The organism is Brevundimonas sp. (assembly GCF_044336875.1).
Classification (GTDB): Bacteria; Pseudomonadota; Alphaproteobacteria; order Caulobacterales; family Caulobacteraceae; genus Brevundimonas.
In genome coordinates, this window is sequence record NZ_JBIIOP010000006.1 from 66,180 (window position 1) to 90,404 (window position 24,225).

Consider the following 24,225-nt stretch of genomic DNA (forward strand, 5'->3'; position numbering starts at 1 on the left):
CGAGACTCCCCCCATCGTCAGGCGTCTCGCTGCGCTCGACGGCCTGACACTTCCCCCGCAAGCGGGGGAAGGTCTCTGATCAGGCCGCGCACCCCTCGAAGCCCTTGCGCAGTTCGGCCTCGTCCAGATCGCGGCCGATGAAGACGGCGCGGCTCCAGCGGCGTTCGGCGACGCCCCATTCGCGCTGCAGGTCGCCTTCCAGGATCATGTGAACGGCCTGGAAGACCAGGCGGCGGTCCTCGCCCTTCACGTCGATGATGCCCTTGGCGCGCAGGATGTTCTGACCCTGCTCGCCCAGCAGCTTGTCCAGCCAGGCGGTGAATTTGGCGCCGTCCAGCGGCCGGTCCAGCGACAGGGAAATGCCCTTGATGTCGTCCTGGTGCGCATGGCCGCGCGCCCCATGGCCGTGATCGTGGTGATGATGACCGTGGTCGTGCCCATGATCATGATCGTCGTGGTCGTAGTGATGGCTGCAGGCCTCGTCGTGGACATGCCCGTCCGCGCCGTGCGGCGGGTTCACGAAGTCCGGCTTGACCTCGAGAATCCGGTCCAGGTCGAAGGCGTGCAGGCCCAGCACCTGATCCAGCGGCACGTTCGACCGCTCGGCCCGCACGATGGGGGCCAGCGGGTTCAGCGCCCGCAGACGGGCCTCGACCGCATCCAGTTCGTCGGCCGTGGCCAGATCGACCTTGTTCAGGATGATCCGGTCGGCGAAGGCCACCTGTTCGCGGGCCTCCTTCGAGTCGTCCAGGCGGGCCATGACGTGTTTGGCGTCGACCAGGGCGGTCACGCTGTCCAGCTGGGTCTTGGCCTTGACGTCCTCGTCGACGAAGAAGGTCTGGGCCACCGGGCCGGGATCGGCGAGGCCCGTGGTTTCCACGATGATGGCGTCGAATGCGGGCTTGCCGGGGCGCTGGCGCTTCATCAGGCCGGCGACGACGCGGATCAGATCGCCGCGCACCGTGCAGCAGACGCAGCCGTTGTTCATCTCGAACACGTCCTCGTCGGCGCCGACCACCAGGTCGTTGTCGATGCCGATCTCGCCGAACTCGTTGACGATGACGGCATAACGCTTGCCGTGGTCCTCGGTCAGGATCCGGTTCAGCAGGGTCGTCTTGCCCGCGCCGAGATAGCCGGTCAGCACGGTGACGGGGATCTTGCCGTTGGCGGCGGCAGTCGAGACGGGGGCGGCGAGGGTGTCGGTCATAGGCCGCTAGATGGCGGCTGCATCGCCCGTTGAAAAGGGGGCTATGCCTTCTTCACGAACTCGACGCGCAGGACCAGGCCGCGCACCTTCTCGACGTTGGCCTCGATCTCGTCGGTGTCGCCGGTCAGGCGGATGTTCTTGACCAGGGTTCCGCGCTTCAGGGTCACCCCGCCCGATCCCTTGACCTTCAGGTCTTTGATCAGGGTCACGCTGTCGCCGTCGGCCAGGATGTTGCCGTTGGAGTCTTTGGTCAGGTCTTCGCTCATGGCGAGGCTTCTAGCGAGCGTCGCTACGATTATCCATGCTAAATATGTGGCTATTTACATCGTCTCCTCCCCATCGCAGATGGGGAGGGGGACCGCGAAGCGGTGGAGGGGTTCTTGAAGCCCCACCCACGTCGGTTCTTCGCGCTTGAAGAACCTCTCCGTCTCTCCGCTACGCTCCGAGCCACCTCCCCGCGAAGCGGGGAGGAGACGCCGTGCCTGGCCTTCAGTCCGGCACGTTCGCGTCCAGTTCGTCCACCCAGACCCGCGCAGTCCCGTCCGACGGCGCGCGCCAGTCGCCGCGCGGCGACAGGGATCCGCCGGTCACCACCTTGGGGCCGTTCGGCAGGGCCGACCGCTTGAACTGGGCCGTCTGGAAGAAGCGGAACAGGAATTTCCGCAGCCACCCCTTGATGGTCGTCAGATCGTATTCGACCTTCTCGTCCTCGGGCGTGCCGGCGGGCCAGTCCCCGGCCGCGGCGTCGCCCCAGGCCTGGTGCGCCAGATAGGCGACCTTGGAGGGCTTCAGCCCGAACCGGCTGATGTAGAACAGGAAGAAGTCGTTCAGCGCATAGGGGCCGACCGTCCCCTCGGTCGACTGGATCACCCCGTCCCTGGCCGGCACCAGTTCCGGCGAGATCTCGGTGTCCAGAATGGCGTGCAGGGTCGGGGTCGCCTCGGCGCCGACCAGTTCGCGCCCCGCCACCCAGCGGATCAGATGGCGGATCAGGGTCTTCGCCACCCCGCCGTTGACGTTGTAATGGCTCATATGGTCGCCGACGCCATAGGTGGCCCAGCCCAGGGCCAGCTCCGACAGGTCGCCGGTGCCCAGCACGAAGCCGTTGTGCTGATTGGCCAGACGGAACAGATAGTCGGTCCGCAGTCCCGCCTGCACGTTCTCGAAGGTGATGTCGTGGACCGGCTGGCCCTCGGCATAGGGATGGCCGATGTCTTTGAACATCTGTTCGGCCGCCGGGCGGATATCGATCTCGGCGCCGGTCACCCCCAGGGCCTTCATCAGGGCCCAGGCGTTGGATTTTGTCCCGTCCGAGGTGGCGAACCCCGGCATGGTAAAGGCCAGTATATTGGTGCGCGGCAGGTCCAGCCGGTCGAAAGCGCGGCAGGCGACCAGCAGGGCCTGGGTCGAATCCAGCCCGCCCGAGACGCCGATGACCAGTTTGGTCGCCCTGGTCGCCGTCATCCGGCGCATCAGCCCCTGCACCTGGATGTTGAAGGCCTCGTAGCAGTCCTGGTCCAGCCTTGCCGCGTCGTCCGGCACGAAGGGGAACCGGTCCAGCGGCCGGATCAGCTCGCTCTCGGTCTCGTCCTCGCGCGCCATGAAGGGCACGACCGTCGCCGCCTCGCCCTCGTTGCGGGCGCATTCGCTGAAGGTGCCGTTCCGCAGTCGCTCCAGACCGATCCGGTCCACGTCCACGTCGGCGATCGTCAGATGGCCGTCCAGGGCGAACCGCTCGCCCTCGGCCAGTTTCGCGCCCAGCTCATGGATGGTCGCCTGACCGTCCCAGGCCAGGTCGGTGGTGCTCTCGCCCCAGCCCGAGGCGGCGAAGACATAGGCCGACAGGGTCCGCGCCGAATGGCTGACGCTCAGCATGGCCCGTTCGTCGGCCTTGCCGATGACGATGTTGGACGCCGACAGGTTCAGCAGGATCCGCGCGCCCGCCAGGGCCGCGCGCGTCGAAGGGGGCAGGGGCGCCCAATAGTCCTCGCAGATCTCGACCGAGAAGACGAAGCCCGGCCGGTTCACCGCCTCGAACACCAGACCCGGCGCGAAATCCACCGTCTCGCCGTTCAGCAGAACCGTGTCCTCGGTCCGCGCCGTCGCCGGGGCGAACCAGCGTTTCTCGTAATATTCCCGGTAGTTGGGCAGATAGGTCTTGGGCACGACGGCCAGGACCTCGCCCGCCCCCATCACCACGGCGCAGTTGAACAGGGCGTCGCCGCTGCGGATCGGCGCCCCGATCACCGCCACCAGATCCGCCTCGGCCGTCGCCTCGGCCAGGACCGCGATCTGGCGCTCGACCTCCTCCAGCAGAGCCGCCTGCATATGCAGGTCGTCGATGGCGTAGGCCGACAGCGACAGTTCCGGGAAGACCATCAGGTCCACCCCCTGCTCGCCCGCCTGACGGATCAGGGCCAGATGCTCCTCCGCATTGGCCTTCGGATCTCCGACATGGGCCACCGGCGTCGCCGCCGCCACGCGCACGAAGCCGTGGGTCCGGGGAGAGAAGAAGGGAAGGGGCTCGGCCATCGGATCGTCCTTTGCCCGGCCTGCGCCGGTCGTCGGCCTCCATATAGGCGCGAAAGATGAAGGGACGGAATCCTTCGCCGGGTCGGGAGATTTCATGGAGTTCGCATGACGCTTCGATCAAACCGTTCCGCCCGCCTTGCGAAGGTGATTTCAATATGTAGAGTGACGAACAAATAATGGGACTGACGACAAGGCCGGTCCGCACCTCGGGAAACGCCTCATGAAACACGCCCTTCTCGCCTCCGTCCTGACGGTCGTTCTCGCCACCGGTGGCGCCGCCTCGGCCGAGGTCATTCGCGCCAACACCCCGGCGGTCGGCCTGACCATCGACCGCATCGGCGCCCTGCCGGATGCGGAGCGCGGCGCCTGGGCCGATTATCTGGCCCGGTCCCAGGCCGCCCATCAGGCGGACCGCGCCGCCCTCGCCTCCGAACTGCCCGCCGGCGCGACCCCGCCCCCGCCGCCCCTGGCTATTCGCGGCAACAGTTCGCACATGCCGCTGGATCGCCCGGCCGCCTGGTACGGCTCGGCCGAGGCCCGCGCCGTCGCCGACGCCATCGTGACCTTCCAGACCCCGTCCGGCGGCTGGAGCAAGAACCAGGACCGCTCCATCGCCCGTCTGCCGGGCCAGCGCTTCTCGAACGACGCCGAGACGATGGAGCAGAACCCGGCCAATTTCGACGCCCCCGCCGACCGCTTCTGGACCTTCGTCGGCACGCTCGACAACAATGCGACCTGGACCGAGATGCGCTATCTGGCCAAGGTCGCGGCCCGCGCCCCGGGCCGTCAGGGCGACGCCTGGCGCGCCAGCGTGATCAAGGGCGTCAACTATCTGCTGAACGCCCAGTATCCGAACGGCGGCTGGCCCCAGATCTGGCCGCTGGAAGGCGGCTTCCACGACTCCGTCACCTTCAACGACAATGCGGTCGCCGAGGCGGCCATGATCCTGCGCGACGTGTCTAACGGCGCCGAGGGCTTCGACTTCGTCCCCGCCGATCTGAAGGCCCGCGCCGGCGAGGCGACGCAGAAGGCGATGGCGGTCACCCTGGCGGCTCAGGTCCGCAAGAAGGACGATAACGGGGTCGAGCGCCTGCTGGGTTGGCCGCAGCAGGTCGAGCCGATGCGTCTGGTCCCGGCCAGCGCCCGCAACTACGAGCCCCGCTCGATCGCCAGCGGCGAGACCACCGACATCCTGCTGTTCCTGATGGGCGAACCCGATCCCTCGCCCGAGGTCCAGGCCGCCATTCGCGGCGGGATCGCCTGGCTGGAGGCCAATCGCACCTACGACAAGTCGTTCGAGATGACCGACGACGGCCGCAAGCTGATCGACAAGCCCGGCGCCGGCCCGATCTGGTCGCGCAACTACGACCTGGTCACCGGCCGCCCGATCTTCGGCGACAAGGACCAGACCATCCACGACGACGTCAACGGCATCTCCGTCGGCCGCCGCAACGGCTATTCCTGGTGGCTGGCCCAGCCCCAGACGGCCCTGGACGCCTATGCCGCCTGGTCGGCGGCGCGGTAAGTCCATCGTCTCCTCCCCATCGCAGATGGGGAGGGGGACCGCGAAGCGGTGGAGGGGTTCTTGAAACCCCACCGACTTTCGTTCTTCGCGCCCTAAGAACCCCTCCGTCACGGCGCGAAGCCGCGCCGCGCCACCTCCCCATCTGCGATGGGGAGGAGACTTCGAGGTGCGCCTCACGCCGCCTTCATCTCCTCCGGCCGCAGCGTCAGCACCCGCACCCCGTCCTTCGTCACCGCCACCGTGTGCTCGAACTGGGCCGACAGTTTCCCGTCCTCGGTGACCACGGTCCAGCCGTCGTCCTCGGTCCGTACGGCCCGGTGGCCCTGGTTCAGCATGGGCTCGATGGTGAAGGTCATGCCCTCACGCATGGTCAGGCCGTGGCCGGCGCGGCCGAAATGCAGGATCTGCGGATCCTCGTGCATCTCGCGGCCAATGCCGTGCCCGCAATAGTCGCGCACCACCGAATAGCCGGCCAGTTTGGCGTGGCGTTCGATGGCGTGGCCGATGTCGCCCAGATGGGCGCCGGGCCGCACCGCCCGGATCCCCTTCCACATGGCCTCGTAAGTGGTCCGCACCAGTTTGCGCGCCTGCGGCCCCACGGTTCCGATCATATAGGTCTTGGAGGAATCGGCGATGAAGCCGTTCTTCTCCAGGGTGATGTCCAGATTGACGATGTCGCCGTTCTTCAGCACCTCGTCGGCGTTGGGCACGCCGTGGCAGACGACCTGGTTGCGGGAACTGTTCAGCACGAAGCCATAGCCGTACTGCCCCTTGCTGGCCGGCCGCGCCTTCAACTCATCGACGATGAAGGCCTCGACCCGGCTGTCGATCTCCAGCGTCGACATCCCCTCCAGCGCCAGCCCGTCCAGATGGGTGAAGACCGAGGCCAGCAGACGGCCGGACTCGGCCATCAGCTCGATTTCCTGCTGCGTCTTGGTCATGCCGTCGCGCCGACGGCGATCGGCGCATTCACGCCTGCCGCCTTCAGTTCGCGCGCCACCAGCTCCTGGAAGCTCAGGCCGGGATTCAGTTCGCACAACAGGCCCAGCCTTATCCAGAAGGCCGCCTGTGCGTTGATCGACCGGCAGGACGCCTTGCTGGCGCGGCGTAGCTGCTCATGCAGCTCGTCCTCGATATTGACGATTCCCACGAAGACTCCGGGTGTATACGATACGTATGCGTTTTGTATAATTTGTTCCGGCGCCCTGCAAGCGGCGGCGCGCTTTCGGGGCGCTTGCCTGTCGCCCGGGCGGGGGTTAAGCACGATGTGTGGAGAAATCTCCACACTAGGAGCGGCTCCGAGCGCCGGCTTCTCGCATCACTTGCGCCGTCACGGCGGGAACAGGCGACGTCCGTCAAATGCCGACCTCTCTCGCGGCGCGCCTGCAAGGCCACGACATGGCGTCGGCCGAGCGCCCTGTTTCCGGCCCTGTCGCCGAACTGGGCGTCCGTCTCAGATCCCGTCTGCCCGGCGACCGCCGCTTCGGGGCGCCGATCCAGGCCTGGTATCCCGTGGTCAGGGCGTCGCGCAGCCGAGGAGTCTCTCGTGTGCGGCTGCATGACGAGTGGATCGATCTGCCCGGCGCAAAGGGCGAGACGCCAGGGCTGACCAACTGCGGCCGCTGGCGGCTGACGGAACGGTTCGGCCTGGTCTGGGCCTGTCCGGCCGGGTCGGCCGCGCCCCCGGATCTGCCTTCGCCGCCAGGAGCTCCGCTGACGCTGATCGCCTATTCCGAGGCGCCGGCGCGGGCCGACTACGACCAGGCTGTCCTGGGCCTTCTGGATCCGGCCCATGTGCCGATGATCCATGACTCGTGGTGGTGGCGAAGTCAGGCGCGCCGCACCAAGACCAAGGCCTATACGCCGTCGCCCTTCGGCTTCACGGCCGTCGCCGCCGACGCCTTCGCCTCGACCCCCGCCTATGACTTGGTCTCGACCGACCGCAAGGTGACGATCGAATTCCGCCTGCCGTCCATCCGGCTGGAACGTGTCACGGCGCGGGATTTCGACCTGATCAATCTGACGACCGTCACCCCGCTGGCGGACGGCGAGGTGGTGCTGCGCAATCTTATCCTCTGCTCCGCCGGCGCCTTGCGTTTCGCCATGCCGATGCTGTCCGCCCTGGGCCGGACCTTCCTGCGCCAGGACATCGCCATACTGGAGCGACTCGAGGGGCGAAGTCCGCACCTGCCCCTGGTGTTCGCCGGCGATCCCGACCGGCCCTCGGCCTTCTATTTCGCCTCCAAGGCCGCTCTGTCGAAGGCGCAGCGCGAAGACGGCGACTATCGCAATCCTGTCGCCCCCGAGGTGCTGAAGTGGGTCACGTGAAGGGCGCGTGACCGGACGGAGGCGGTTTTCGGGCCTGGGTCGATCAGTCCGCCCCCTGTTCTTGCGAATGCGGATGACGTTCGCCTCCGCCCCCGCTAAAGCCATCCCATGACCGATACGCCGAAAAAAGGCTGGTTCCAGCGTCTCTCAGACGGCCTGTCCCGCTCCTCGAAACAGATGACCGACCAGGTCGTCGCGACCTTCGTCAAGGAACCCCTGTCCGAGGCCTCGCTGGAGCAGCTGGAGGAGCATCTGCTGGAAAGCGATCTCGGCCCTGCCGCCTCGGCCCGGATCGTCGAACGCTTCCGTTCGCTGAAGTTCGGCAAGGACGCCCAGGAGCGCGAGGTCAAGGAGGCGCTGGCCGAGGCCGTCGCCGCCGAACTGTCGCCGCGCCAGGCGAGCTTCGATCCGCTGAACGGAGCCAAACCCTATGTCGTCCTGTTCGTCGGGGTGAACGGCTCGGGCAAGACCACGACCCTGGGCAAGATCGCCGCCGACCTGACGGGCAAGGGCGCCAGGGTGATGATCGTCGCCGGCGACACCTTCCGCGCCGCCGCCCGCGAACAGCTGAAGGTCTGGGCAGACCGGGCGGGCGCCCATTTCGAGAGCCGCCGCGACGGCGCCGACGCTGCGGGGCTCGCGTTCGACGCCTATACCAAGGCCAAGGCGGAAGGCTTCGACGTCGTCCTGATCGACACCGCCGGCCGGCTGCAGAACAAGTCCGCCCTGATGGACGAACTGCTGAAGATCGTGCGCGTGCTGAAGAAGGTCGATCCGGAGGCTCCGCACGACACGCTTCTGGTGCTGGACGCCACGGTGGGCCGCAACGCCCTGGCCCAAGAACAGATCTTCGGCCGCACCGCCTTCGTCACCGGGGTGGTGATGACCAAGCTGGACGGCACCGCGCGCGGCGGCGTCCTGGTGCCGGTGGCCCAGGCCTCCGACGCCCCCCTGATGCTGATCGGCGTGGGCGAGGGGGTCGAGGACCTGCAACCCTTCGACGCCCGCGCCTTCTCCCGCTCTCTGGTGGGACTGGAAGACTGACATGACCGACGCCGCCAAGGCTGGGCCCGAGCCGAAGAAGAACCGCCAGTGGATCCGTCAGGTCGTCGACTTCGGCGCCCTGGCCGCCTTCATGATCAGCTATTTCGTCACGCGCGACATGATCCTGGCCACCTGGGTCCTGGTCGTCGCCTCCGCGCTCGCCCTGATCGTCGGCTATGCGGTCGAGCGGCGGTTCGCGCCGCTTCCGCTGATCACCGGCCTGTTCGCCCTGGTCTTCGGCCTGCTGACCGTCTTCACCCACGACGACCTGTTCATCAAGCTGAAGCTGACGGTGCAGAACGGCCTTCTGGCCGTGATCCTGCTGGGCTCGATCCCGCTGAAGAAATATCCGTTCAAGATGCTGCTGGGTTCGGCGATCAAGGTCAACGACGCCGCCTGGCGCAAGCTGACCTTCCGTTACGGCCTCTATTTCCTGGCCGTGGCCATCCTCAACGAGATCTTCCGCAGCCCCGCCGCCGTGACCGCCCTCTGGCACGCCCTGGGCCGCGACACGCCCAACCCCAACGATGTCTGGACCAGTTTCCGCGGCGTGCTCTGGATCGCCGCCTCGGTCTTCGGCCTGTCCCAGGTCCCCTTGATCATGAAGAACATGACCAAGGACGAGGAGCCGGGCCCGGTTTCGCCCGACACGGGGATGTAGCGTCCGGCGTCAACCGCGCCCTGACCGAGGGGTTGCTTCTGCATCCGGGCGCGCCCACTGAAAGAATGTCGCGCAACCGACACACTTCTCGCGTCAAATCGTAAAGCACCGCTGATACGCGTTCGGACGAAAGAAATCGGGGGACGTCCTATGGTCAAATCCGGCAAGTCGGTTCGCAAGGTCGGTCCTCTGGCCACCTCGCCCAGCCACCTGATGCACCGCGCCCTGCAACTGGCGCTGGACATATATTCCGAGGAAATGGGCGCCGACGGCCTGACCCAACGCCAGTTCGCCGTGCTCGAGGCCGCCTCGCTGAAGGCCGGTCTGACCCAGACGGAACTGGTCCGGATGACGGGCATCGACCGCTCGACTTTGGCCGACCTCGTCACCCGCATGACCACCAAGGGCCTGCTGGAGCGGGAACGTTCGACCCTGGACGCCCGGGCGAAGGCCGTTCGTCTGTCCACGGAAGGCGCCGCCCGGCTCGAGGCCGCCCGCCCGCTGGTCGAGGCCGCCGACAAGCGGATCATGGCCCTGCTGCCCAAGGGCCAGCGCGACACCTTCCTGGCCCAGCTGGCGGAACTGGCCGCCGCCGCCGACGCCGCCCCCGACGCCGCCAAGGCCGAAGCCAAGGCCGCCAAAAAGGCGCTGAAGCTGGCCGAGAAGGAAGCCAAGAAGGCCGAGAAGGCCGCCAAGAAATCGGTCCGCCCGGCCAAGTCCGCCAAGGTCAAGAAGCCGAAGCTGAAGGTCGTCGAGACGGCCTGACCCGCACATTCCCGTCCTCCTCATAGCGAGGCGGAGAATGACGAATCGGGTGGCTATCCCTTCCTCAGCCGCTTCGCATTGGCCGTCGCCGCCTTGTGGATCGGGGCCAGGGCGTCGGCCTGGGCGCGGGCCATCTCGTCGTTCAGGGCCAGCCACTGGGCGCCGGCCCGGCCCCACCAGCCCATCGCATAGCTGAACTGGGCCTCGGCCGCCTCGGCCGGGGTGCGGGCCTCGGCGACGGCGCGGGCGGCCAGGCTCGCCAGCCGGGTCTCGTCGGCCGTGGCGCGGGCCAGCCGCTCGCCCATGGCCCCGGCGTGATCCGCCAGGACATTGGCGGAGGCGGTCATCGCCTCGGCCTTTTCGGTCCCCATCAGGCTCATCTCCGCCAGGTCCGCCGTCATCGGATCGGCCAGACCCTGGGCGATCAGCAGGCTGCGTGCGGCGATGACCTCGGCCGAGGCGGTCAGCAGTTCCGCCCCGGTCTCGGCCGCCTGTTCGACGCTGGATTTCCGGCGGCCCGGTCGCGGGGTCAGGGCCGTTGCTCCGCCGCGAACTCCGCCACGTCCTTCAGCAGGGCCGGGACCGCCAGGTCGATGATCTTCTGACCCTTCTCCGGGCTGGCCTGGGCCGGGTCCGAGCCGATGCGCCCGTCGGGGAAGCGGGCGCGATAGTCCAGGGCGTCGCGGATCGGCCCGTTGGGCGCGATCTTCGGCTCATAGGCGGCGGTCTTGATCCGGTCGGGATAGGCGGCCTGGGTCACGGCGATCTCGGACGGGGTGGCGTGCGAGCCGTGGCCCGTGGGGAAGATCTGGTTGCAGAGATTGTGCACCCCCGGCAGGTCCCACCAGTTGCGCAGTTTCAGCACGAAGGGCGGGGCCTCCTCGACGAAGCTCCACTCGGCGTAGATCTCCGAGAAGGTCGCCTCGATGGTGGCGACATTGCCGCCGTGGCCGTTCAGGAAATAGATCCGCTCGAACCCGTGCCGCGCCAGGGACGAGACCCAGTCGGTGATGGCCGCCATGAAGGTCGAGGGGCGCAGGCTGATGGTGCCGGCGAAGGCCAGGTGATGCTGGGCCATGCCGATGTTGAAGGTCGGCGCCACGACCAGGCCGTCGTCCGAGGCCTCGGCCGCATGGGCGATGATCTCGGGGCACAGCCAGTCGGTGCCCAAGAGGCCCGTCGGCCCGTGCTGCTCGTTGGAGCCGATCGGCACCACCACCGTCTTCGACAGGGGCTGGCCCGCCGCGATGCGGGCGTCGATCTCGGGCCAGGACGACAGGTGGATCAGCATGGGCGAACCTTGCAAGCTTACGGAACCGAAGCCCTTCCTAGCGCGATTGCGGCCGGGTCGTAATCAGGAAGTCTTCGGAGGATGGGCGGCGACGAAGATCCGGGCCGCCTCACTGGCCCGCGCCGCGCGCTTCTCGGGCGCCAGTTGCGGCACGTCCAGCATGGCGCGCAGATGGCCGTGGCCCAGCACCAGGCCCGAGAACATCTCGGCCGCCTGTTCGGGATCGGCGACCTCCAGCCGTCCCAGCCGCGTCTGTTCGGTCAGCCAGGCCGCCAGTTCCCTCAGGCTGCGGCGCGGACCGGCCTCGTAGATGGCCCGGGCGATCTCGGGCGCCTCGGTCGAGACCAGGGCGACGCCGCGCATCGACCCGACCTTGTCCGCGCTGCACACCTTGTTCAGCAGGGTCAGGGCCAGGGATTCGAGCACAGCCTGCGGATCGCCGGCGCCGCGAAGCGGGGCGATGATGTCCTCGACCCGCTTGTTGGCCAGGGCCTGGGCGATCTCCAGCTTTGAGGCGAAACGGTTGTAGACCGTCTGTTTCGACACCCCCGCCAGCCGGGCGATCTCCTCCATCTTGGCCTGCAGGCCCTTGTCGGCGAACAGGGCGGCGGCGGCGTCCAGGATCGCCTCGCTCTTGCGTTCGTCGACCTGTCCCTGACGACGGGCCATCAGTGGGCGTCCGACGGCGGAGCGCCGGCCTGGGCCTTTACCGGTTGGGCCATCAGGGTGACGAAGGCCGCCAGCCCGCACAATATGCCCAGCAGGGCGAAGGCGTCGCCAAAGGCCATGGTCGTCGCCTGTTTCTGCAACAGACCATAGACCGCCTTCATCGCCGAGGCCGCCGGGTCGATGGATCCGGCGAACCTCTGGCTCATGCCGGCCATCATCTGGCGCATGGCCTGGTCGCCCTCGCCGATCCGGCTGGTCAGCTCGCCCATGTGGATTGCGGTGTTGGTCGTCAGGCTGGTGTTGAGGATGGCCAGACCGAAGGCGCCGCCGACGTTGCGGGCCAGGTTCACCAGGCCAGAGGCGTTCTTGACCATGTGCGGCGGCAGGGTCGCCATGGTCACCTGCTGCGAGGCGATCATGGCCAGCATGACGCCGACGCCGCGGAAGGCCTGGACGGAGGCGAACTGCCAGAAGCCCCAGTCGTCGGTGACGATCCGCGCCTCCCACATGCCCCAGGCGCACAGCATGAAGCCGCCGAACATCAGGACGCGGGCGTCCAGCTTGCGCACCAGCCGCCCGGCGAACGGCCCGGTGGCGAACATGGCCAGGCCGGAGACGACCATCGTCGTGCCCACTTCCGCCGACGAATATTCCCGCACCCGTCCCAGGAACAGCGGCAGCAGGAAGGTGCCGCCGAACAGGGCGAAGCCGACGATGAAGGTCATGATGAAGCCGACCAGGAAGTTGCGGTTGCCGAAGGCCCGCAGCTCGACGATCGGCTGGCGATAGGTCAGGGACCGCCAGATGAAGACCGGCCCGGCCACGGCGGCGACCACCGCCAGCAGCAGGATATGGGTGTCGTCGAACCAGTCGTTCTTGGCGCCTTCCTCCAGCACGAACTGCATCGACATCAGGAAGGCGGCCATGAAGCCCAGGCCCCACCAGTCGAATCCCTTGGCCAGGGACGGGTCGCCCTTGTCGAAATTGCCGTAGCGGCCGACCAGGAACAGGACCAGCAGGCCCGGCGCGACATTGATGAAGAACAGCCAGCGCCAGCTCAGCCACTCGGTCAGGTGTCCGCCCAGGGTCGGGCCGACGGTCGGCGCCAGGGTGACGATCAAGCCCATGACCACGCTGGCCGTGACCCGCTTGTCCGGCGGGAAGGCGGTGAAGGCCACGGCGAAGACGGTCGGGATCATGGCCCCGCCGACGAAGCCCTGGATGGCCCGGAACAGGATCATCATGTCGATCGACGACGACAGGCCGGTGGCGATGCTCATCAGCACGAAGCCGGCGCAGGAGGCCAGGAACAGCCGCTGCGTGCCCCACAGCCGCGACAGGAAGCCGGACAGGGGGATCATGACGACTTCGGGGATCAGATAGGCGGTCTGGATCCAGCTGATCTCGTCGGCGGAGGCGCCGACCCCCGCCTGGATCTGGGGCAGGGAGGCGGCGACGATCTGGATGTCCAGGATGGCCATGAACTGGCCCACCACCATCCCGGCGAAGCCGAGCAGCAGCATGGTCCAGTTGATCTCGGGGTGGCCGGCGACGGGGCCGCCAGCCGCAGCGGGGGCCGCAGCAGGGGCCCCGCCGGTTTCGGCGGGGTTGGCGGCGGTCACTGGCCTGCGGCCTCGTTCGAGGCCATCTGGGCGCCGACGGCGGCTTCGGCGAAGCTCTGGCCGCCCTCGCTCTTCAGGTCGACCTTGACGTCGACCGACAGGCCGGGACGCAGGGCCAGGTTCCGGTCGGCGCCGCCGACGACGATCCGCACCGGCACCCGCTGGGTGATCTTGGTGAAGTTGCCGGTGGCGTTCTCGACCGGGATCAGGGCGAACTCCGAACCGGTGGCGGGGGCGAAGCTGTCGATCCGGCCCTCGATCTTGCGGCCGGGGAAGGCGTCGGCGGTGATCTCGACCGTCTGGCCCAGACGCATCTTGTCCAGCTGCGTCTCCTTGAAGTTGGCGACCACATAGGTCTGGGTCAGGGGCACGATCGACAGCAGCTGGGTTCCGGCGTTGACGTACTGGCCGGACCGAACGCTGCGGGCGCCGACGACGCCGGCGACGGGCGCGCGGATCACGGTGCGCTCCAGGGCGATACGGGCGGTGTCGACTCCGGCGCGGGCCTGTTCGACGGCGGCGACGCTCTGTTCGCGGGTCGAGCCCAGCACGCCGGCGGTGCGTTGCTCGGCGACCAGGGCGGCCTGGGCCTGCTGCACAGTGGCGGCGGCGGTGGCGGCCGAGGCGCGCTCGGTCTGAATCCGTTGCTGCGAAACCCAGCCCTGCTCGGCCAGCTTGCCGTAGCGATCGACCTCGGCGCGGGCCAGGCCGGCCTGGGCGTGGGCCTGGGTCACGGCGGCGGCGCGGGCGGCGATGGTCGCCTGTTCCTGTTCGGCCTGGGCGTCGACATTGCCGACGGCGGCCATGGCGGCCTGAAGATTGGCCTCCGCGCGGGCGAGTTCGGCCCTCTGGTCGGAATCGTCCAGCTTGACCAGGACCTGACCGGCCTCGACCCGCTGGTTGTCGCCGACCAGAACCTCGGTGACCCGGCCCGACAGCTGCGGGCTGACCAGGGTGGTGTCGGCCTGGACGAAGGCGTTGTCGGTCTTCTCGAACCGTTGGCCGTTCACCCACCAGATGACGCCGCCCACGATGAGCAGCAGGCCGACGAGGGCCGCGACGAACAGCGGCAGGCGTTTCTTCAGTTCAGGCGACATGAGAGCGGTTTCCGGGGGAGGAAGAGGTGCGACGTTTTGAAGCGGCCGCTAAAATGGACGCATAAGTCCAAAAATCAATCGGCAATCGTGTGAATCTTTTTGCGGGGCCGCATGGGCTGAGTTCCGGCGACGGATTTCGTGTATCTTTCCCGCAGCATGACCGACATCACCCGCGCTTCGAATCCCCTGCCGTCCGAGGTCGATGTCGTCGTGATCGGGGCGGGCGCCGCAGGCATCGCCGCCGCTCGACGGCTGATGCGCCCGGGGCTGTCCGTTCTGGTGCTGGAGGCGCGCGAGCGGATCGGCGGCCGCGCCTGGACCCTGTGGGCCGAGGGCGAGGGGCTCGACATGGGCTGCGGCTGGCTGCACTCCGCCGACGACAATGTCCTGGCCGGACGGGTCGAGGCCGAGGGTCTGACGCTGGACAAGACCCCGCCGCCCTGGCGTACCCAGGCCTTCAATCACGAGACCACCCCCGCCGACCAGGACGCCTTCCGCGGGGCCTTCGACGCCTTCGACCAGCGGGTGTCGGAGGCGGCGGCGCGGGGCGAGGACCGGCCGGCCTCGGACTTCTTCGATCCGGACAGCGCCTGGAATGCGCGGATGGACGCCATCTCGGGCGCCCTGAACGGGGCGAAGTTCGCCGAGGTCTCCAGCCTGGACTACGACGCCTATGGCGACACCGGCGTGAACTGGCGGGTGCGCGAGGGCTATGGCCGGCTGATCGCGCGTTTGGGGGAGGCGGTCGCGAGGATCACGGTGACCGACTGCGCCGTACGTCGGATCGACCGGTCCGGCCCGGTGCTCCGGCTGGAGACCAGTCGGGGCGAACTGACGGCGAGGGCCGTGATCCTGACCACGCCCAACAGTCTGATCGCGACCGAGGTCGTCCGCATAGATCCGCCGGTTCCGGCCTTGCTGGAAGCGACGGCGGGCGTACCCCTGGGGCTGGCGTCCAAGGTGCATATGACGGTGCGCGGCGCAGGGGACTTTCAGCCCGACACCCAGCTGTGGACCCGGACCGACACGGCCCAGACCGGCGGCTATCATCTGCGACCGTTCGGTCGGCCGATGATCGAGGCCTATTTCGGCGCCGACCTGGCCTGGGGGCTGGAGGCGCAGGGGCCGGCCGCCCTGTTTGACTTCGCCCTGTCCGAACTGGTCGCGGCGCTCGGCTCGGACATGAAACGGCGGCTGGAACCCGTGGCGACGACCGGCTGGGGCGTCGATCCCTGGTCGCGCGGGGCCTATTCCCACGCCCTGCCGGGGCATGCCGCCGATCGGGCGCGACTGAGGGTCGCCATCGAGGACCGGATCTTCCTGGCTGGCGAGGCCACGGCGCCGGTCTATTACGGCACGGCCCACGGCGCCTGGATGGAGGGGTGGCGGGCGGCCGATGCGACCCTGACGGCCCTGGGTCTTGACCCGCGCCGTCACGACGGCGACAGCGAGGCATGAAGCCCGCCAAGGTCCGGAAACCCGCCTCGACGTCCGCCGCCAAGCCGGGCGCCAAACGTCCATCCATCATGACCGGCGCTTCGATCCCCATACTGCGCTGGCCGCCCGACGGGGATCGGGTCGAGACAATCTTCGAGCGTCTGTCCGGCGTCATGCCCGATCCGAAGACCGAGCTGAACTTCTCCAACCCCTATACGCTGGTCGTGGCGGTCGCCCTGTCGGCCCAGGCGACGGACGTGTCCGTCAACAAGGCGACTGAAAACCTGTTCAAGGTCGCCGACACGCCGGAGAAGATGCTGGCCCTGGGGGAGGAGGGGCTGGTCCCCTACATCGCCTCGATCGGCCTCTATCGCGGCAAGGCCCGCAACGTCATCGCCCTGAGCCGGATCGTGCTGGAGCAGCATGGGGGCGAGGTTCCGCTGAACCGCGCCGACCTGCAGGCCCTGCCTGGGGTGGGGCGCAAGACGGCGTCAGTGGTGCTGAACGAGCTGGGGATCGAGGCGGCCATCGCCGTCGACACCCACGTCTTTCGCGTCTCGCACCGATTGGGCCTGGCCAATGCGGCGACGCCGGACAAGGTCGAGGCCCAGTTGTTCAAGGTCGTGCCGGAAGAGTGGCTGCCCAAGGCGCACCACTGGCTGATCCTGCACGGCCGCTACACCTGCACGGCGCGCAAGCCCAACTGCCTGGCCTGTATTATCGCCGACCTGTGCCCGTCGCGCGCAGGGCTTCTGGCTCTGGGTGAGACGCGCTGAGGGCGGCGGACAACAGACCCGGGTCGGTGACCAGCCGCGCCGACAGGGTGTCGAGCACCCTCTGGGTGGCGTCCAGATCAGCCTCCGAAATTCCCTCGAACAGCCGATCGCGCATGGCGGAGGCCATGATGTCCATTTCCAGCAGGGCCTCGCGGCCGGCCTGTTCCATGACGATCAGTCGGGCGCGGCCGTCGCCCAGCATGCGACGCCGGCTGACCAGGCCCAGGGCCTCCAGCTTGTCGAGCTGCCGGGTCAGGCTGGGGCCGGAGATCTGCAATCGCTTGGCCAATTCCGTCTGCGTCAGTCCCTTGGGCGAGGTCTCCAGGAAATAGAGCGCGCTGATCCAGGCGCCGCCCTTGCCTGAGGTGCGTCGAGCGTCTGCGAACAGGCTCTGCCACCGACGCGCCGTCTGGGTGATGGCGAAGGCGATTTTCAGTTGCAGGGCCTGACGGGGGGACGACCCGGCGGAAAGCAGATTGAGCAATGCGAAGCCTTGGGGGAGGGGAAGGATCGTCGTTTACCAACAATCTATTGCGCCGTTTAGTCTGTGCACCAAGTACGGGAAAACCGCAGTATTGGATGCTTGACGGTGCTAAATAGAGCGGCGCCGGGATGTAATGAATTTCCGGCAGATTTGACGCTCCCCCATCTTCGTACAGACGCGCCATATGAAATCCCTCTTCAGGAACCGGCCTTCCACCGATGTGGTGGAGAGCGCGGAGCTGCGCAGCATGCTGGCGGCGGTCCAGCGGTCACAGGCCGTGATCGAGTTCGAGCTGGACGGCACGATCATCACGGCCAATCCGAATTTCCTCGCCGTTGTCGGCTATGGGCTGGACGAGATCCAGGGGCGCCATCACCGCATCTTCATGGATCCGGTCGAGGCGGCCTCGCCCGAATATGCGGCCTTCTGGCGCCGGCTGAACGCAGGGGAATTCATCGCCGACAAATTCACCCGCTATGGCAAGGGCGGGGGACGCGCGGTGATTGAGGCCACCTATAATCCGATCTTCGACGCCGCGGGAAAACCCTACAAGGTGGTCAAGTTCGCCACCGACGTGACCGCCGCCGAGATCGAGCGCGAGCGGCGCGCCGAGGCCGATCATCAAGCGGCCGAGGTGCAGGCGGCGGTGGTCCAGGGCACCGGGCGCGGCCTGTCGGCCATGGCGGCGGGCGACCTGTCCTACCGGATCGGCGAGGCCTTCCCCGGCGATTACGCCCAACTGCGCGACGACTTCAACCGGGCCATGACGGCGCTGGACGAGGCTGTCGGCGTCATTCGCGGCAACGCGGGATCGATGCAGTCGGGGGCCAACGAGATCAGCAGCGCGGCGGAAGACCTGTCGCGGCGCACCGAACGCCAGGCGGCGGCGCTGGAAGAGACCTCCGCCGCCCTGGACCAGATCACCGCCACCGTCCGCAGGACGGCGGAAAACGCCCAGGCCGCCGACGCCGTCGTGGGCCAGACCCGCGGCCAGGCCGAGACCGGCGGCGCGGTGGTCCAGCGCGCCATTTCCGCCATGGGCGAGATCGAGACGTCTTCCGATCAGATCGGTCAGATCATCGGGGTGATCGACGAGATCGCCTTCCAGACCAATCTGCTGGCCCTGAACGCGGGCGTCGAGGCGGCCCGCGCCGGTGAGGCGGGTCGCGGCTTCGCCGTGGTCGCGTCCGAGGTCCGGGCCCTGGCCCAGCGATCGGCGGACTCGGCGCGCGAGATCAAGACCTTGATCTCGACCAGCAGCAGCCAGGTCAAGGACGGCGTGGTCCTGGTGCGCGAGTCGGGCGAGGCCCTGATCGGCATCGCCGCCCGGATCAACGAGATCACCCATCTGATGGGCGAAATCCGCGCCTCGACCCAGGAACAGGCCATCGGCCTGGCCGAGGTCAATACGGCGGTCAACGACATGGACCAGGTTACGCAACAGAACGCGGCCATGGTCGAACAGTCCACCGCCGCCAGCCTGAGCCTGAGCCGCGAGGCCTCGGATCTGGCCGAACTGGTCGGCCGGTTCCAGGTGACCGGCGGCGGGGCGGCCCGCGCCCCGGCCGCGATCCGTCAGGCCCACGCCCGGATCGAGGCCTTCGCCGCCAATCCCCAGCCGCAACGCCCGCGCCTGGCGGCCTTGGGCGGTCGGACAGGCGACTGGCAGGAGTTCTAGGCCGCCAGTCTTTCCCGAACGGCGCGGGCGAAACCGGCGCCGTTCGCCGGGTCGTGGTCCAGATAGAAGTCCGGCTCGATCAGTTCGGCCTCCATCAGCACCCAGGCCCCGGCGTCGTCGCGGGCCAGGTCGATGCGGGCGTAGAGCAGGGGCTCGTCGATGGCCGCCAGCACCTGTTCGGCCAGGGCCGTCGCTCCGGCGTCCGGCGTCACGGTCGTATAGAGGCCGCCGAACTGCATCTGGATGCGGAAGTCGCCGTTTACAGGGCGCTTGTTGACCGCATGGCTGAACCGGCCGCCGAAGAAGAGCAGCGAGGTCTCGCCCTCGGTCTCGATGGACTTCAGATAGGGCTGGATCATCGCCGGGCCGTCCGGCGCCTCGGTCATCGCCTCGCCCGGCGACAGGCGCAGGGTGCGGAAGGCGCCGGCCGAGACGGTCGGCTTGACGATCAGCACCGGCGCGCCCGTGGTGGCGAAGGCGGCGTCCACATCGGCCTGGGTCGCGGCCTGGGTCCAGATCGTCGGCGGAATCGGCACGCCCTTCTGCGCCAGCCGTCCCAGATAGGTCTTGTCCGAATTCCATCCCAGGACGGAGGCGGGATTGGCGATCTTCACGCCGGCCGCCGTCCAGGTCGCGCAGGCCGCCAGCCATTGGGCGTGATCGCGGTGATAACCCCAGGCGATGACCGGCAGGACCAGATCGAAGGCCAGAAGCGCCGAAGCGTCCAACACATGGGTGGTCCACGGCGTGGCGGTGACGACGGCGCCGGCGCCCTCCAGCGTCGTCTTCAGCCGTTCCAGCACCTCGGGCCAGCGGCCGATGTAGGACTTGTCGGTGGGGTCGGGGATCAGGATGGCGATCTGGGTCATGGCGTCTCCTAACCCAGGGCGAGGCAGCATATAAGGTCTTCCTTATATGATTTCGGGTGACGGGGGCGGGCGCGTCGGCTAAGGGCGAAACCATGACCCAGAACACCGCCCAATACGACGTCTGCGCCGTCGGCAACGCCATCGTCGACGTGCTGAGCCCCTGCGACGCAACCTTCCTGGCCGCCCAGGACCTGGCCCCCAATTCGATGCAGCTGGTCGACGCCGAACGCAGCGCCGCCCTGTATGAGGCCATGGCGGCGGGCGTCGAGGCCTCGGGCGGTTCGGCCGGCAACACCGTGGCGGGCGTCGGCTCTTTCGGCGGCCGCGCCGCCTATATCGGCAAGGTCGCCGACGACACCTTGGGCGAAGTCTTCAACCACGACATCCGCGCCGCCGGCGTCCACTTCGACACCCCGGTCCTGAAGGACGGCGCGGCCGCCGGCTTCGGCACCGGCCGCTGCCTGATCAATGTCCTGCCGGACGGGGCGCGGACCATGGCGACCTTCCTGGGCGCCGCCAACCAGCTGTTCGCCGACGACATCGACGAGGCCCTGATCGCGTCTAGCGAGATCGTCTATCTGGAAGGCTATCTGTTTGACCCGGCCCCGGCCCGCGCCGCCTTCGAACGCGCCGCCGCCGCCGCGCACAAGGCCGGCCGCAAGGTGGCCATCACCCTGTCCGACACCTTCGTCGTCGCCCGCTGGCGCGCCGAACTGCTGGACTTCATCACCCAGTCCGCCGACATCGTTTTGGCCAACGAGGCCGAACTGGGCGCCCTGTTCGAGACCGAGGACTTCGACGCAGCCGCCGCTCAGTTGGCCGCCATCGTCGAGATCGCCGCAGTCACGCGCGGCGAGCACGGCTCGGTGGTGATCAAGGGCGAGGAGCGGATCACGGTCGCCGCCTATCCGGTCGCCAAGGTTCTGGACACCACCGGCGCCGGCGACCAGTACGCTGCGGGCTTCCTGCTGGGCGTCGCGCGCGGCCTGACCCTGGAAGAGTCCGGCAAGCTGGGCTCGCTGGCGGCGTCCGAAGTCATCGCCCACTGGGGCCCGCGCCCGATGGTGAAACTGGCCGATCTGGCCAAGGACACCGGGCTGAAGCTGTAAGGCGATAAAGACCTTCCCCCGCTTGCGGGGGAAGTGTCAGCTCGTCGAGCGAAGCGAGACGGCTGACGATGGGGGGAGTTTCGCGAAACTTCCCTCTCCGACCCTGGATCGGCTGCGCCGATCGCCGGGCCACCTCTCCCGCAAGCGGGAGAGGGTCTTCAGAGCCTCAGCTCTTCCACCGCAGCGTGACCGGCTGGATCGGGTTCTTGAACACCCGGTCCTCGGCGCGGCTCTTCAGCCATTCACGCTTCAGCTGCTGATACCATTTGGCCTGTTTGTCGGCGTCGTCGATCCAGATCAGGGCCGGGTCGTAGCGCAGGCCCTCGTTCTGCAGGTTCACCATGCCGCCGTCCTGTTTCAGGAAGGCGACCACCCCCATCCGCAGGAAGGGTTTGGCCAGGTCGAACACCCAGTGGTCGGACCAGAACATCTGGGTGATCCGGGTCTTGGTCTCGGTGATCGGGGTCAGGCAGGTCAGGGCCAGGACCTGTTTCTCGCCGACCTGGATATGTTCCCAGCGATAGCCGGGCAGGCGGAAGGTGATCTCGGTCGCCGGTGCCCCGCCCAGGATCTTGTAGAGGCGGCTGTTCGACGAGGGGGCGTGGCGCACCATGGCCCAGCCGTGCTCGACCGGGGCGAAGGCCTTGGCCTTCTCGTGCATCGAATGTTCGCTGCGCCACCACCATTGCTGGTGGACGTAAGGCCCGTGGGCGGGGTCCATCAGGCCGACGACGGCATGGTCGATATGGCTGTCGAAATCCATCCATTCGACCAGTTTGGCCTCGCCGCCGACCACGCCGGGGAAGACCGGCGGCTCGTGGTCGGGCTCCATCGGATTGCGGGCGTCCGACGCCATCCAGACGAAGACGATCCCCTGGCTCTCGCGCACCGGATAGGACCGGATGCGGATACGCTCGGCCTCGAACGCCTGGTCTTCGACCAGGGACGGGATCTTGGCGCAGACGCCGTCGGGGCGGAAGCGCCAGCCGTGATAGGGGCATTCGACGGTCTCGCCCTCGCCCGGTTTCTCGACCAGCTTCCCGGCCGACAGAGGGGCGGCGCGGTGGGGGCAGATGTCGCGCATCGCATAGACCTGGCCCGCGCGGGTGCGGCCGACCAGAACCGGCTCGCCCATGATCTCGTAGCGCTTCAGGCTGGCGGGGGCGACGTCGCGGCCCAGGGCGACGAAATACCAGGCGTCGGTGACGAAGCCCTTGCCGAAGGCGGTCGGCGGAGCCTTGGCGGCGGGGACGGAGGGCTGGGCGGGTTCGGCGGTCATGACGGCTGTTTATCAGCGGGCGGGGCGACGCCATAGACCCCACGCCGGTTGCAAGCTGGACCGTTTGTCCAATCTCGCGCCGCGCCGGAGCCTTGACGGCTTTCCTCCAACGGCAGGGCAGGGCAAGGTCCCGGTCAAAGAACGCCGCTCGGGTCGTCATCAAGGGAAGTCACGCCATGTTCCGCATCCTCGCCGCCGCCGCAGCCCTCTGCATCGCCCCGGCCGCCCAGGCCCAGGACGGCCACGGGGTTCATTCCGAACACGGCCATGCCCACGGCCACCAACATGCCGACTTCGCCTCGGACCGAATCCATGTTCGGGTGGACGGGGATATGGGCGGGCGCGACATCATCCTGATCCCCGGCCTCAGTTCCTCGCCGGAGATCTGGCAGGAGACGGTTGATCATCTGACGGCTCAGGACGGCGTGGGCTGGCGCGTCCATCGGATCCATGTCCAGGGCTTCGCCGGGGCGCCGGCCGAGGGCAACGCCCAGACAGGCGCGACGCCGGGTCTGGTCGCCGCTCCGGTCGCCGAGGAGATCGCCCGCTATATCCGCGAACAGGGGCTGTCGAAGCCCGCCGTGGTCGGTCATTCGATGGGCGGGACCATCGGCCTGATGCTGGCGGCGCGGCATCCGGATCTGGTCGGCCGGCTGATGGTGGTCGACATGGTGCCCTTCATGGGGGCGATGTTCGGCCCTCCGGGAACGACGGCGGAAGGCGTGACGCCGGTTGCGGACCAGATCTGGGCCGTCCAGTCCAACGCCCCCCGCGACGCCTATGTGGCCCAGGCCGCCACGGCCATCAATGGCATGATCAATACCGAGAGCCGCCGCGAGGCGGCGCTGGAGGACATGCGGGCCAGCGACCAGAAGGTCTCGGCCGCCGCCTTCCGCGAACTGGTGACGACCGACCTGCGTCCCGAACTGTCGCGGATCACCGCCCCGACCGAGGCTGTCTATGTGAAGTTCAACGACGCGCGGATGACGAACGAGGTGACCGACATGATCTATCGGGCGTCCTACGCCACTCTGCCGAACGTGACCCTGAAGCGGATCGACGACAGCGCCCACTTCATCATGTTCGACCAGCCCCAGGCCTTCCAGGCCGAACTGGACGCCTTCCTCGCTCGATGAACCATCCGGCGGCGGATCGGATTGTCGGCCTGTACGACGACAAGGCGGCCGACTGGATTCGCGACCGGGGCGAAGACCTCCAGGTCGGGACCAGCGATCCGGACGAGGCGGTCTGGCTGGACCGGCTGCTGGACGGGTTGCCCGCCGGGGCGACCGTGCTGGACGTCGGCTGCGGTTCGGGCTGGCCCATAGGGGTCGCGCTGTTGCGACGCGGCTTCGGCGTGACCGGTCTGGACGCCTCGCCAGGCCTGATCGACCACGCCCGCACCACTCTGCCGCAGGGCGACTGGAGGCTGGGCGACATGCGCAAAACCCTGCCTGCGGGGCGGTTCGACGCCGTCCTGGCCTGGCACAGCCTGTTTCATCTGACGCCCGAGGCTCAGGCGCGCCTGCTGCCCGAACTGGCGGGCCGGGTCGCGGACGGCGGGCGGCTGATGTTCACCGCCGGCCCGGCGCATGGCGAGACCCTGGGCGAATGGCGGGACGAACCCCTCTATCACGGCAGTCTGGATACGGACGTCTATCGCCGCCTGCTGACCGAGGCCGGGCTGAGCGTCGAGGCGGCGGAAAACGGCGTCTGGCTGGCCCGCCGCGCCTTTCTTTCGGCGAAATAACCGCTCACGGTCGCGTGAAGTCGGCGGGGCCGTTTCGGCGGCGGTTCATACGCGATACAGGTGCGTATGGGTTCACTCCGCCTGAGCGCGGCATCTGAGGAT

General features: G+C 68.1%; 24 protein-coding genes. 11 read left to right on the top strand and 13 right to left on the bottom strand.

The genetic code is table 11. The annotated features are described in order from the left end of the window. Positions 1–79: 79 nt before the first annotated feature. The 3 genes from ACIQ1T_RS09675 to ACIQ1T_RS09685 all read right to left on the bottom strand — a co-directional run bounded on the left by ACIQ1T_RS09675 (position 80) and on the right by ACIQ1T_RS09685 (position 3,739). On the bottom strand, positions 80–1,207 hold the full coding sequence (locus ACIQ1T_RS09675; RefSeq protein WP_395944335.1) for a CobW family GTP-binding protein: 1,128 nt from the start codon (positions 1,205–1,207) through the stop codon (positions 80–82). Between the two features lie 41 nt (positions 1,208–1,248). Continuing rightward, positions 1,249–1,473 carry an alkylphosphonate utilization protein gene (locus ACIQ1T_RS09680; protein ID WP_395944336.1) on the bottom strand — a complete coding sequence of 75 codons (225 nt, stop codon included), beginning with the start codon at positions 1,471–1,473 and terminating at the stop codon, positions 1,249–1,251. 223 nt (positions 1,474–1,696) lie between these two features. Then, entirely contained in the window at positions 1,697–3,739 is a 2,043-nt protein-coding gene (locus ACIQ1T_RS09685; protein WP_395944337.1) for an NAD(+) synthase, read from the bottom strand. Between the two features lie 220 nt (positions 3,740–3,959). On the opposite strand from ACIQ1T_RS09685, the gene pelA reads away from it, so the two are divergent. Beyond that, complete coding sequence (pelA, locus tag ACIQ1T_RS09690; RefSeq protein WP_395944338.1) at positions 3,960–5,264, top strand: pectate lyase; 1,305 nt, start codon at positions 3,960–3,962, stop codon at positions 5,262–5,264. A 173-nt stretch (positions 5,265–5,437) separates the two neighbouring features. On the opposite strand, the gene map is transcribed toward pelA, so the two are convergent. After that, on the bottom strand, positions 5,438–6,205 hold the full coding sequence (gene map, locus ACIQ1T_RS09695; protein ID WP_395944339.1) for a type I methionyl aminopeptidase: 768 nt from the start codon (positions 6,203–6,205) through the stop codon (positions 5,438–5,440). Then, the gene (locus ACIQ1T_RS09700; RefSeq protein WP_395944340.1) at positions 6,202–6,414 is read right to left on the bottom strand and encodes a ParD-like family protein; all 213 of its coding nucleotides are present in this window, start codon (positions 6,412–6,414) and stop codon (positions 6,202–6,204) included. Before ACIQ1T_RS09700 ends, map begins: the two co-directional genes overlap by 4 nt. Positions 6,415–6,623: 209 nt before the next feature. Between ACIQ1T_RS09700 and ACIQ1T_RS09705 the strand changes: the two genes are divergently transcribed. The 4 genes from ACIQ1T_RS09705 to ACIQ1T_RS09720 all read left to right on the top strand — a co-directional run bounded on the left by ACIQ1T_RS09705 (position 6,624) and on the right by ACIQ1T_RS09720 (position 10,062). Next, positions 6,624–7,592: a hypothetical protein gene (locus ACIQ1T_RS09705; protein WP_395944341.1), complete on the top strand. Its 969-nt coding sequence runs from the start codon at positions 6,624–6,626 to the stop codon at positions 7,590–7,592. Positions 7,593–7,700: 108 nt separating this feature from the next. After that, on the top strand, positions 7,701–8,636 hold the full coding sequence (ftsY, locus tag ACIQ1T_RS09710; protein ID WP_395944342.1) for a signal recognition particle-docking protein FtsY: 936 nt from the start codon (positions 7,701–7,703) through the stop codon (positions 8,634–8,636). 1 nt (position 8,637) lies between these two features. Then, positions 8,638–9,297, top strand: coding sequence for an inner membrane-spanning protein YciB (locus tag ACIQ1T_RS09715; protein ID WP_395944343.1), 660 nt, complete (start codon positions 8,638–8,640; stop codon positions 9,295–9,297). A 150-nt stretch (positions 9,298–9,447) separates the two neighbouring features. Beyond that, the gene (locus ACIQ1T_RS09720; protein ID WP_395944344.1) at positions 9,448–10,062 is read left to right on the top strand and encodes a MarR family winged helix-turn-helix transcriptional regulator; all 615 of its coding nucleotides are present in this window, start codon (positions 9,448–9,450) and stop codon (positions 10,060–10,062) included. A gap of 53 nt (positions 10,063–10,115) precedes the next feature. Here ACIQ1T_RS09720 and ACIQ1T_RS09725 read toward each other — a convergent pair whose 3' ends face one another. From ACIQ1T_RS09725 to ACIQ1T_RS09745, 5 genes are all read right to left on the bottom strand, one after another. Further along, positions 10,116–10,463, bottom strand: a complete 348-nt coding sequence (locus ACIQ1T_RS09725) for a phasin family protein (RefSeq protein WP_395944345.1) — start codon at positions 10,461–10,463, stop codon at positions 10,116–10,118. Between the two features lie 128 nt (positions 10,464–10,591). Continuing rightward, complete coding sequence (locus tag ACIQ1T_RS09730; RefSeq protein ID WP_395944346.1) at positions 10,592–11,353, bottom strand: creatininase family protein; 762 nt, start codon at positions 11,351–11,353, stop codon at positions 10,592–10,594. 63 nt (positions 11,354–11,416) lie between these two features. After that, on the bottom strand, positions 11,417–12,022 hold the full coding sequence (locus ACIQ1T_RS09735; protein WP_395944347.1) for a TetR/AcrR family transcriptional regulator C-terminal domain-containing protein: 606 nt from the start codon (positions 12,020–12,022) through the stop codon (positions 11,417–11,419). Continuing rightward, positions 12,022–13,644, bottom strand: coding sequence for a DHA2 family efflux MFS transporter permease subunit (locus ACIQ1T_RS09740; RefSeq protein ID WP_395944348.1), 1,623 nt, complete (start codon positions 13,642–13,644; stop codon positions 12,022–12,024). The genes ACIQ1T_RS09735 and ACIQ1T_RS09740 overlap by 1 nt, the downstream gene beginning before the upstream one ends. Further along, positions 13,641–14,741 (bottom strand): HlyD family secretion protein, encoded by a 1,101-nt coding sequence (locus ACIQ1T_RS09745; protein WP_395944349.1) that lies wholly within the window; start codon positions 14,739–14,741, stop codon positions 13,641–13,643. Before ACIQ1T_RS09745 ends, ACIQ1T_RS09740 begins: the two co-directional genes overlap by 4 nt. A gap of 156 nt (positions 14,742–14,897) precedes the next feature. Between ACIQ1T_RS09745 and ACIQ1T_RS09750 the strand changes: the two genes are divergently transcribed. Together ACIQ1T_RS09750 and nth are read left to right on the top strand one after the other, a co-directional pair. Then, positions 14,898–16,199, top strand: a complete 1,302-nt coding sequence (locus ACIQ1T_RS09750) for a flavin monoamine oxidase family protein (protein WP_395944350.1) — start codon at positions 14,898–14,900, stop codon at positions 16,197–16,199. Beyond that, complete coding sequence (nth, locus tag ACIQ1T_RS09755; RefSeq protein WP_395944351.1) at positions 16,196–16,954, top strand: endonuclease III; 759 nt, start codon at positions 16,196–16,198, stop codon at positions 16,952–16,954. Before ACIQ1T_RS09750 ends, nth begins: the two co-directional genes overlap by 4 nt. On the opposite strand, the gene ACIQ1T_RS09760 is transcribed toward nth, so the two are convergent. Then, positions 16,896–17,438, bottom strand: coding sequence for a MarR family winged helix-turn-helix transcriptional regulator (locus ACIQ1T_RS09760; protein WP_395944352.1), 543 nt, complete (start codon positions 17,436–17,438; stop codon positions 16,896–16,898). The genes nth and ACIQ1T_RS09760 overlap by 59 nt on opposite strands. Before the next feature lie 184 nt (positions 17,439–17,622). Here ACIQ1T_RS09760 and ACIQ1T_RS09765 point away from each other — a divergent pair, with 184 nt between their 5' ends. Beyond that, positions 17,623–19,116 carry a methyl-accepting chemotaxis protein gene (locus tag ACIQ1T_RS09765; protein WP_395944353.1) on the top strand — a complete coding sequence of 498 codons (1,494 nt, stop codon included), beginning with the start codon at positions 17,623–17,625 and terminating at the stop codon, positions 19,114–19,116. Here the strand turns inward: ACIQ1T_RS09765 and ACIQ1T_RS09770 are convergent. Then, positions 19,113–19,985, bottom strand: a complete 873-nt coding sequence (locus tag ACIQ1T_RS09770; RefSeq protein ID WP_395944354.1) for a RimK family alpha-L-glutamate ligase — start codon at positions 19,983–19,985, stop codon at positions 19,113–19,115. The genes ACIQ1T_RS09765 and ACIQ1T_RS09770 overlap by 4 nt on opposite strands. Before the next feature lie 92 nt (positions 19,986–20,077). Here ACIQ1T_RS09770 and ACIQ1T_RS09775 point away from each other — a divergent pair, with 92 nt between their 5' ends. Next, positions 20,078–21,094, top strand: coding sequence for an adenosine kinase (locus tag ACIQ1T_RS09775; RefSeq protein WP_395944355.1), 1,017 nt, complete (start codon positions 20,078–20,080; stop codon positions 21,092–21,094). 166 nt (positions 21,095–21,260) lie between these two features. Here ACIQ1T_RS09775 and ACIQ1T_RS09780 read toward each other — a convergent pair whose 3' ends face one another. Continuing rightward, on the bottom strand, positions 21,261–22,373 hold the full coding sequence (locus tag ACIQ1T_RS09780; RefSeq protein WP_395944356.1) for a Rieske 2Fe-2S domain-containing protein: 1,113 nt from the start codon (positions 22,371–22,373) through the stop codon (positions 21,261–21,263). Between the two features lie 176 nt (positions 22,374–22,549). Here ACIQ1T_RS09780 and ACIQ1T_RS09785 point away from each other — a divergent pair, with 176 nt between their 5' ends. Further along, the gene (locus tag ACIQ1T_RS09785; protein WP_395944357.1) at positions 22,550–23,509 is read left to right on the top strand and encodes an alpha/beta fold hydrolase; all 960 of its coding nucleotides are present in this window, start codon (positions 22,550–22,552) and stop codon (positions 23,507–23,509) included. Then, positions 23,506–24,123 (top strand): methyltransferase domain-containing protein, encoded by a 618-nt coding sequence (locus tag ACIQ1T_RS09790; RefSeq protein WP_395944358.1) that lies wholly within the window; start codon positions 23,506–23,508, stop codon positions 24,121–24,123. Before ACIQ1T_RS09785 ends, ACIQ1T_RS09790 begins: the two co-directional genes overlap by 4 nt. Positions 24,124–24,225 lie beyond the last annotated feature (102 nt).

Coding starts and splice junctions, on each gene's coding strand:
- ACIQ1T_RS09675 (WP_395944335.1), bottom strand. CDS start 1,207: ATGACCGACACCCTCGCCGCCCCCGTCTCGACTGCCGCCGCCAACGGC.
- ACIQ1T_RS09680 (WP_395944336.1), bottom strand. CDS start 1,473: ATGAGCGAAGACCTGACCAAAGACTCCAACGGCAACATCCTGGCCGAC.
- ACIQ1T_RS09685 (WP_395944337.1), bottom strand. CDS start 3,739: ATGGCCGAGCCCCTTCCCTTCTTCTCTCCCCGGACCCACGGCTTCGTG.
- pelA (WP_395944338.1), top strand. CDS start 3,960: ATGAAACACGCCCTTCTCGCCTCCGTCCTGACGGTCGTTCTCGCCACC.
- map (WP_395944339.1), bottom strand. CDS start 6,205: ATGACCAAGACGCAGCAGGAAATCGAGCTGATGGCCGAGTCCGGCCGT.
- ACIQ1T_RS09705 (WP_395944341.1), top strand. CDS start 6,624: ATGCCGACCTCTCTCGCGGCGCGCCTGCAAGGCCACGACATGGCGTCG.
- ftsY (WP_395944342.1), top strand. CDS start 7,701: ATGACCGATACGCCGAAAAAAGGCTGGTTCCAGCGTCTCTCAGACGGC.
- ACIQ1T_RS09715 (WP_395944343.1), top strand. CDS start 8,638: ATGACCGACGCCGCCAAGGCTGGGCCCGAGCCGAAGAAGAACCGCCAG.
- ACIQ1T_RS09720 (WP_395944344.1), top strand. CDS start 9,448: ATGGTCAAATCCGGCAAGTCGGTTCGCAAGGTCGGTCCTCTGGCCACC.
- ACIQ1T_RS09725 (WP_395944345.1), bottom strand. CDS start 10,463: ATGACGGCGGACCTGGCGGAGATGAGCCTGATGGGGACCGAAAAGGCC.
- ACIQ1T_RS09730 (WP_395944346.1), bottom strand. CDS start 11,353: ATGCTGATCCACCTGTCGTCCTGGCCCGAGATCGACGCCCGCATCGCG.
- ACIQ1T_RS09735 (WP_395944347.1), bottom strand. CDS start 12,022: ATGGCCCGTCGTCAGGGACAGGTCGACGAACGCAAGAGCGAGGCGATC.
- ACIQ1T_RS09745 (WP_395944349.1), bottom strand. CDS start 14,741: ATGTCGCCTGAACTGAAGAAACGCCTGCCGCTGTTCGTCGCGGCCCTC.
- ACIQ1T_RS09750 (WP_395944350.1), top strand. CDS start 14,898: ATGACCGACATCACCCGCGCTTCGAATCCCCTGCCGTCCGAGGTCGAT.
- nth (WP_395944351.1), top strand. CDS start 16,196: ATGAAGCCCGCCAAGGTCCGGAAACCCGCCTCGACGTCCGCCGCCAAG.
- ACIQ1T_RS09765 (WP_395944353.1), top strand. CDS start 17,623: ATGAAATCCCTCTTCAGGAACCGGCCTTCCACCGATGTGGTGGAGAGC.
- ACIQ1T_RS09770 (WP_395944354.1), bottom strand. CDS start 19,985: ATGACCCAGATCGCCATCCTGATCCCCGACCCCACCGACAAGTCCTAC.
- ACIQ1T_RS09775 (WP_395944355.1), top strand. CDS start 20,078: ATGACCCAGAACACCGCCCAATACGACGTCTGCGCCGTCGGCAACGCC.
- ACIQ1T_RS09780 (WP_395944356.1), bottom strand. CDS start 22,373: ATGACCGCCGAACCCGCCCAGCCCTCCGTCCCCGCCGCCAAGGCTCCG.
- ACIQ1T_RS09785 (WP_395944357.1), top strand. CDS start 22,550: ATGTTCCGCATCCTCGCCGCCGCCGCAGCCCTCTGCATCGCCCCGGCC.
- ACIQ1T_RS09790 (WP_395944358.1), top strand. CDS start 23,506: ATGAACCATCCGGCGGCGGATCGGATTGTCGGCCTGTACGACGACAAG.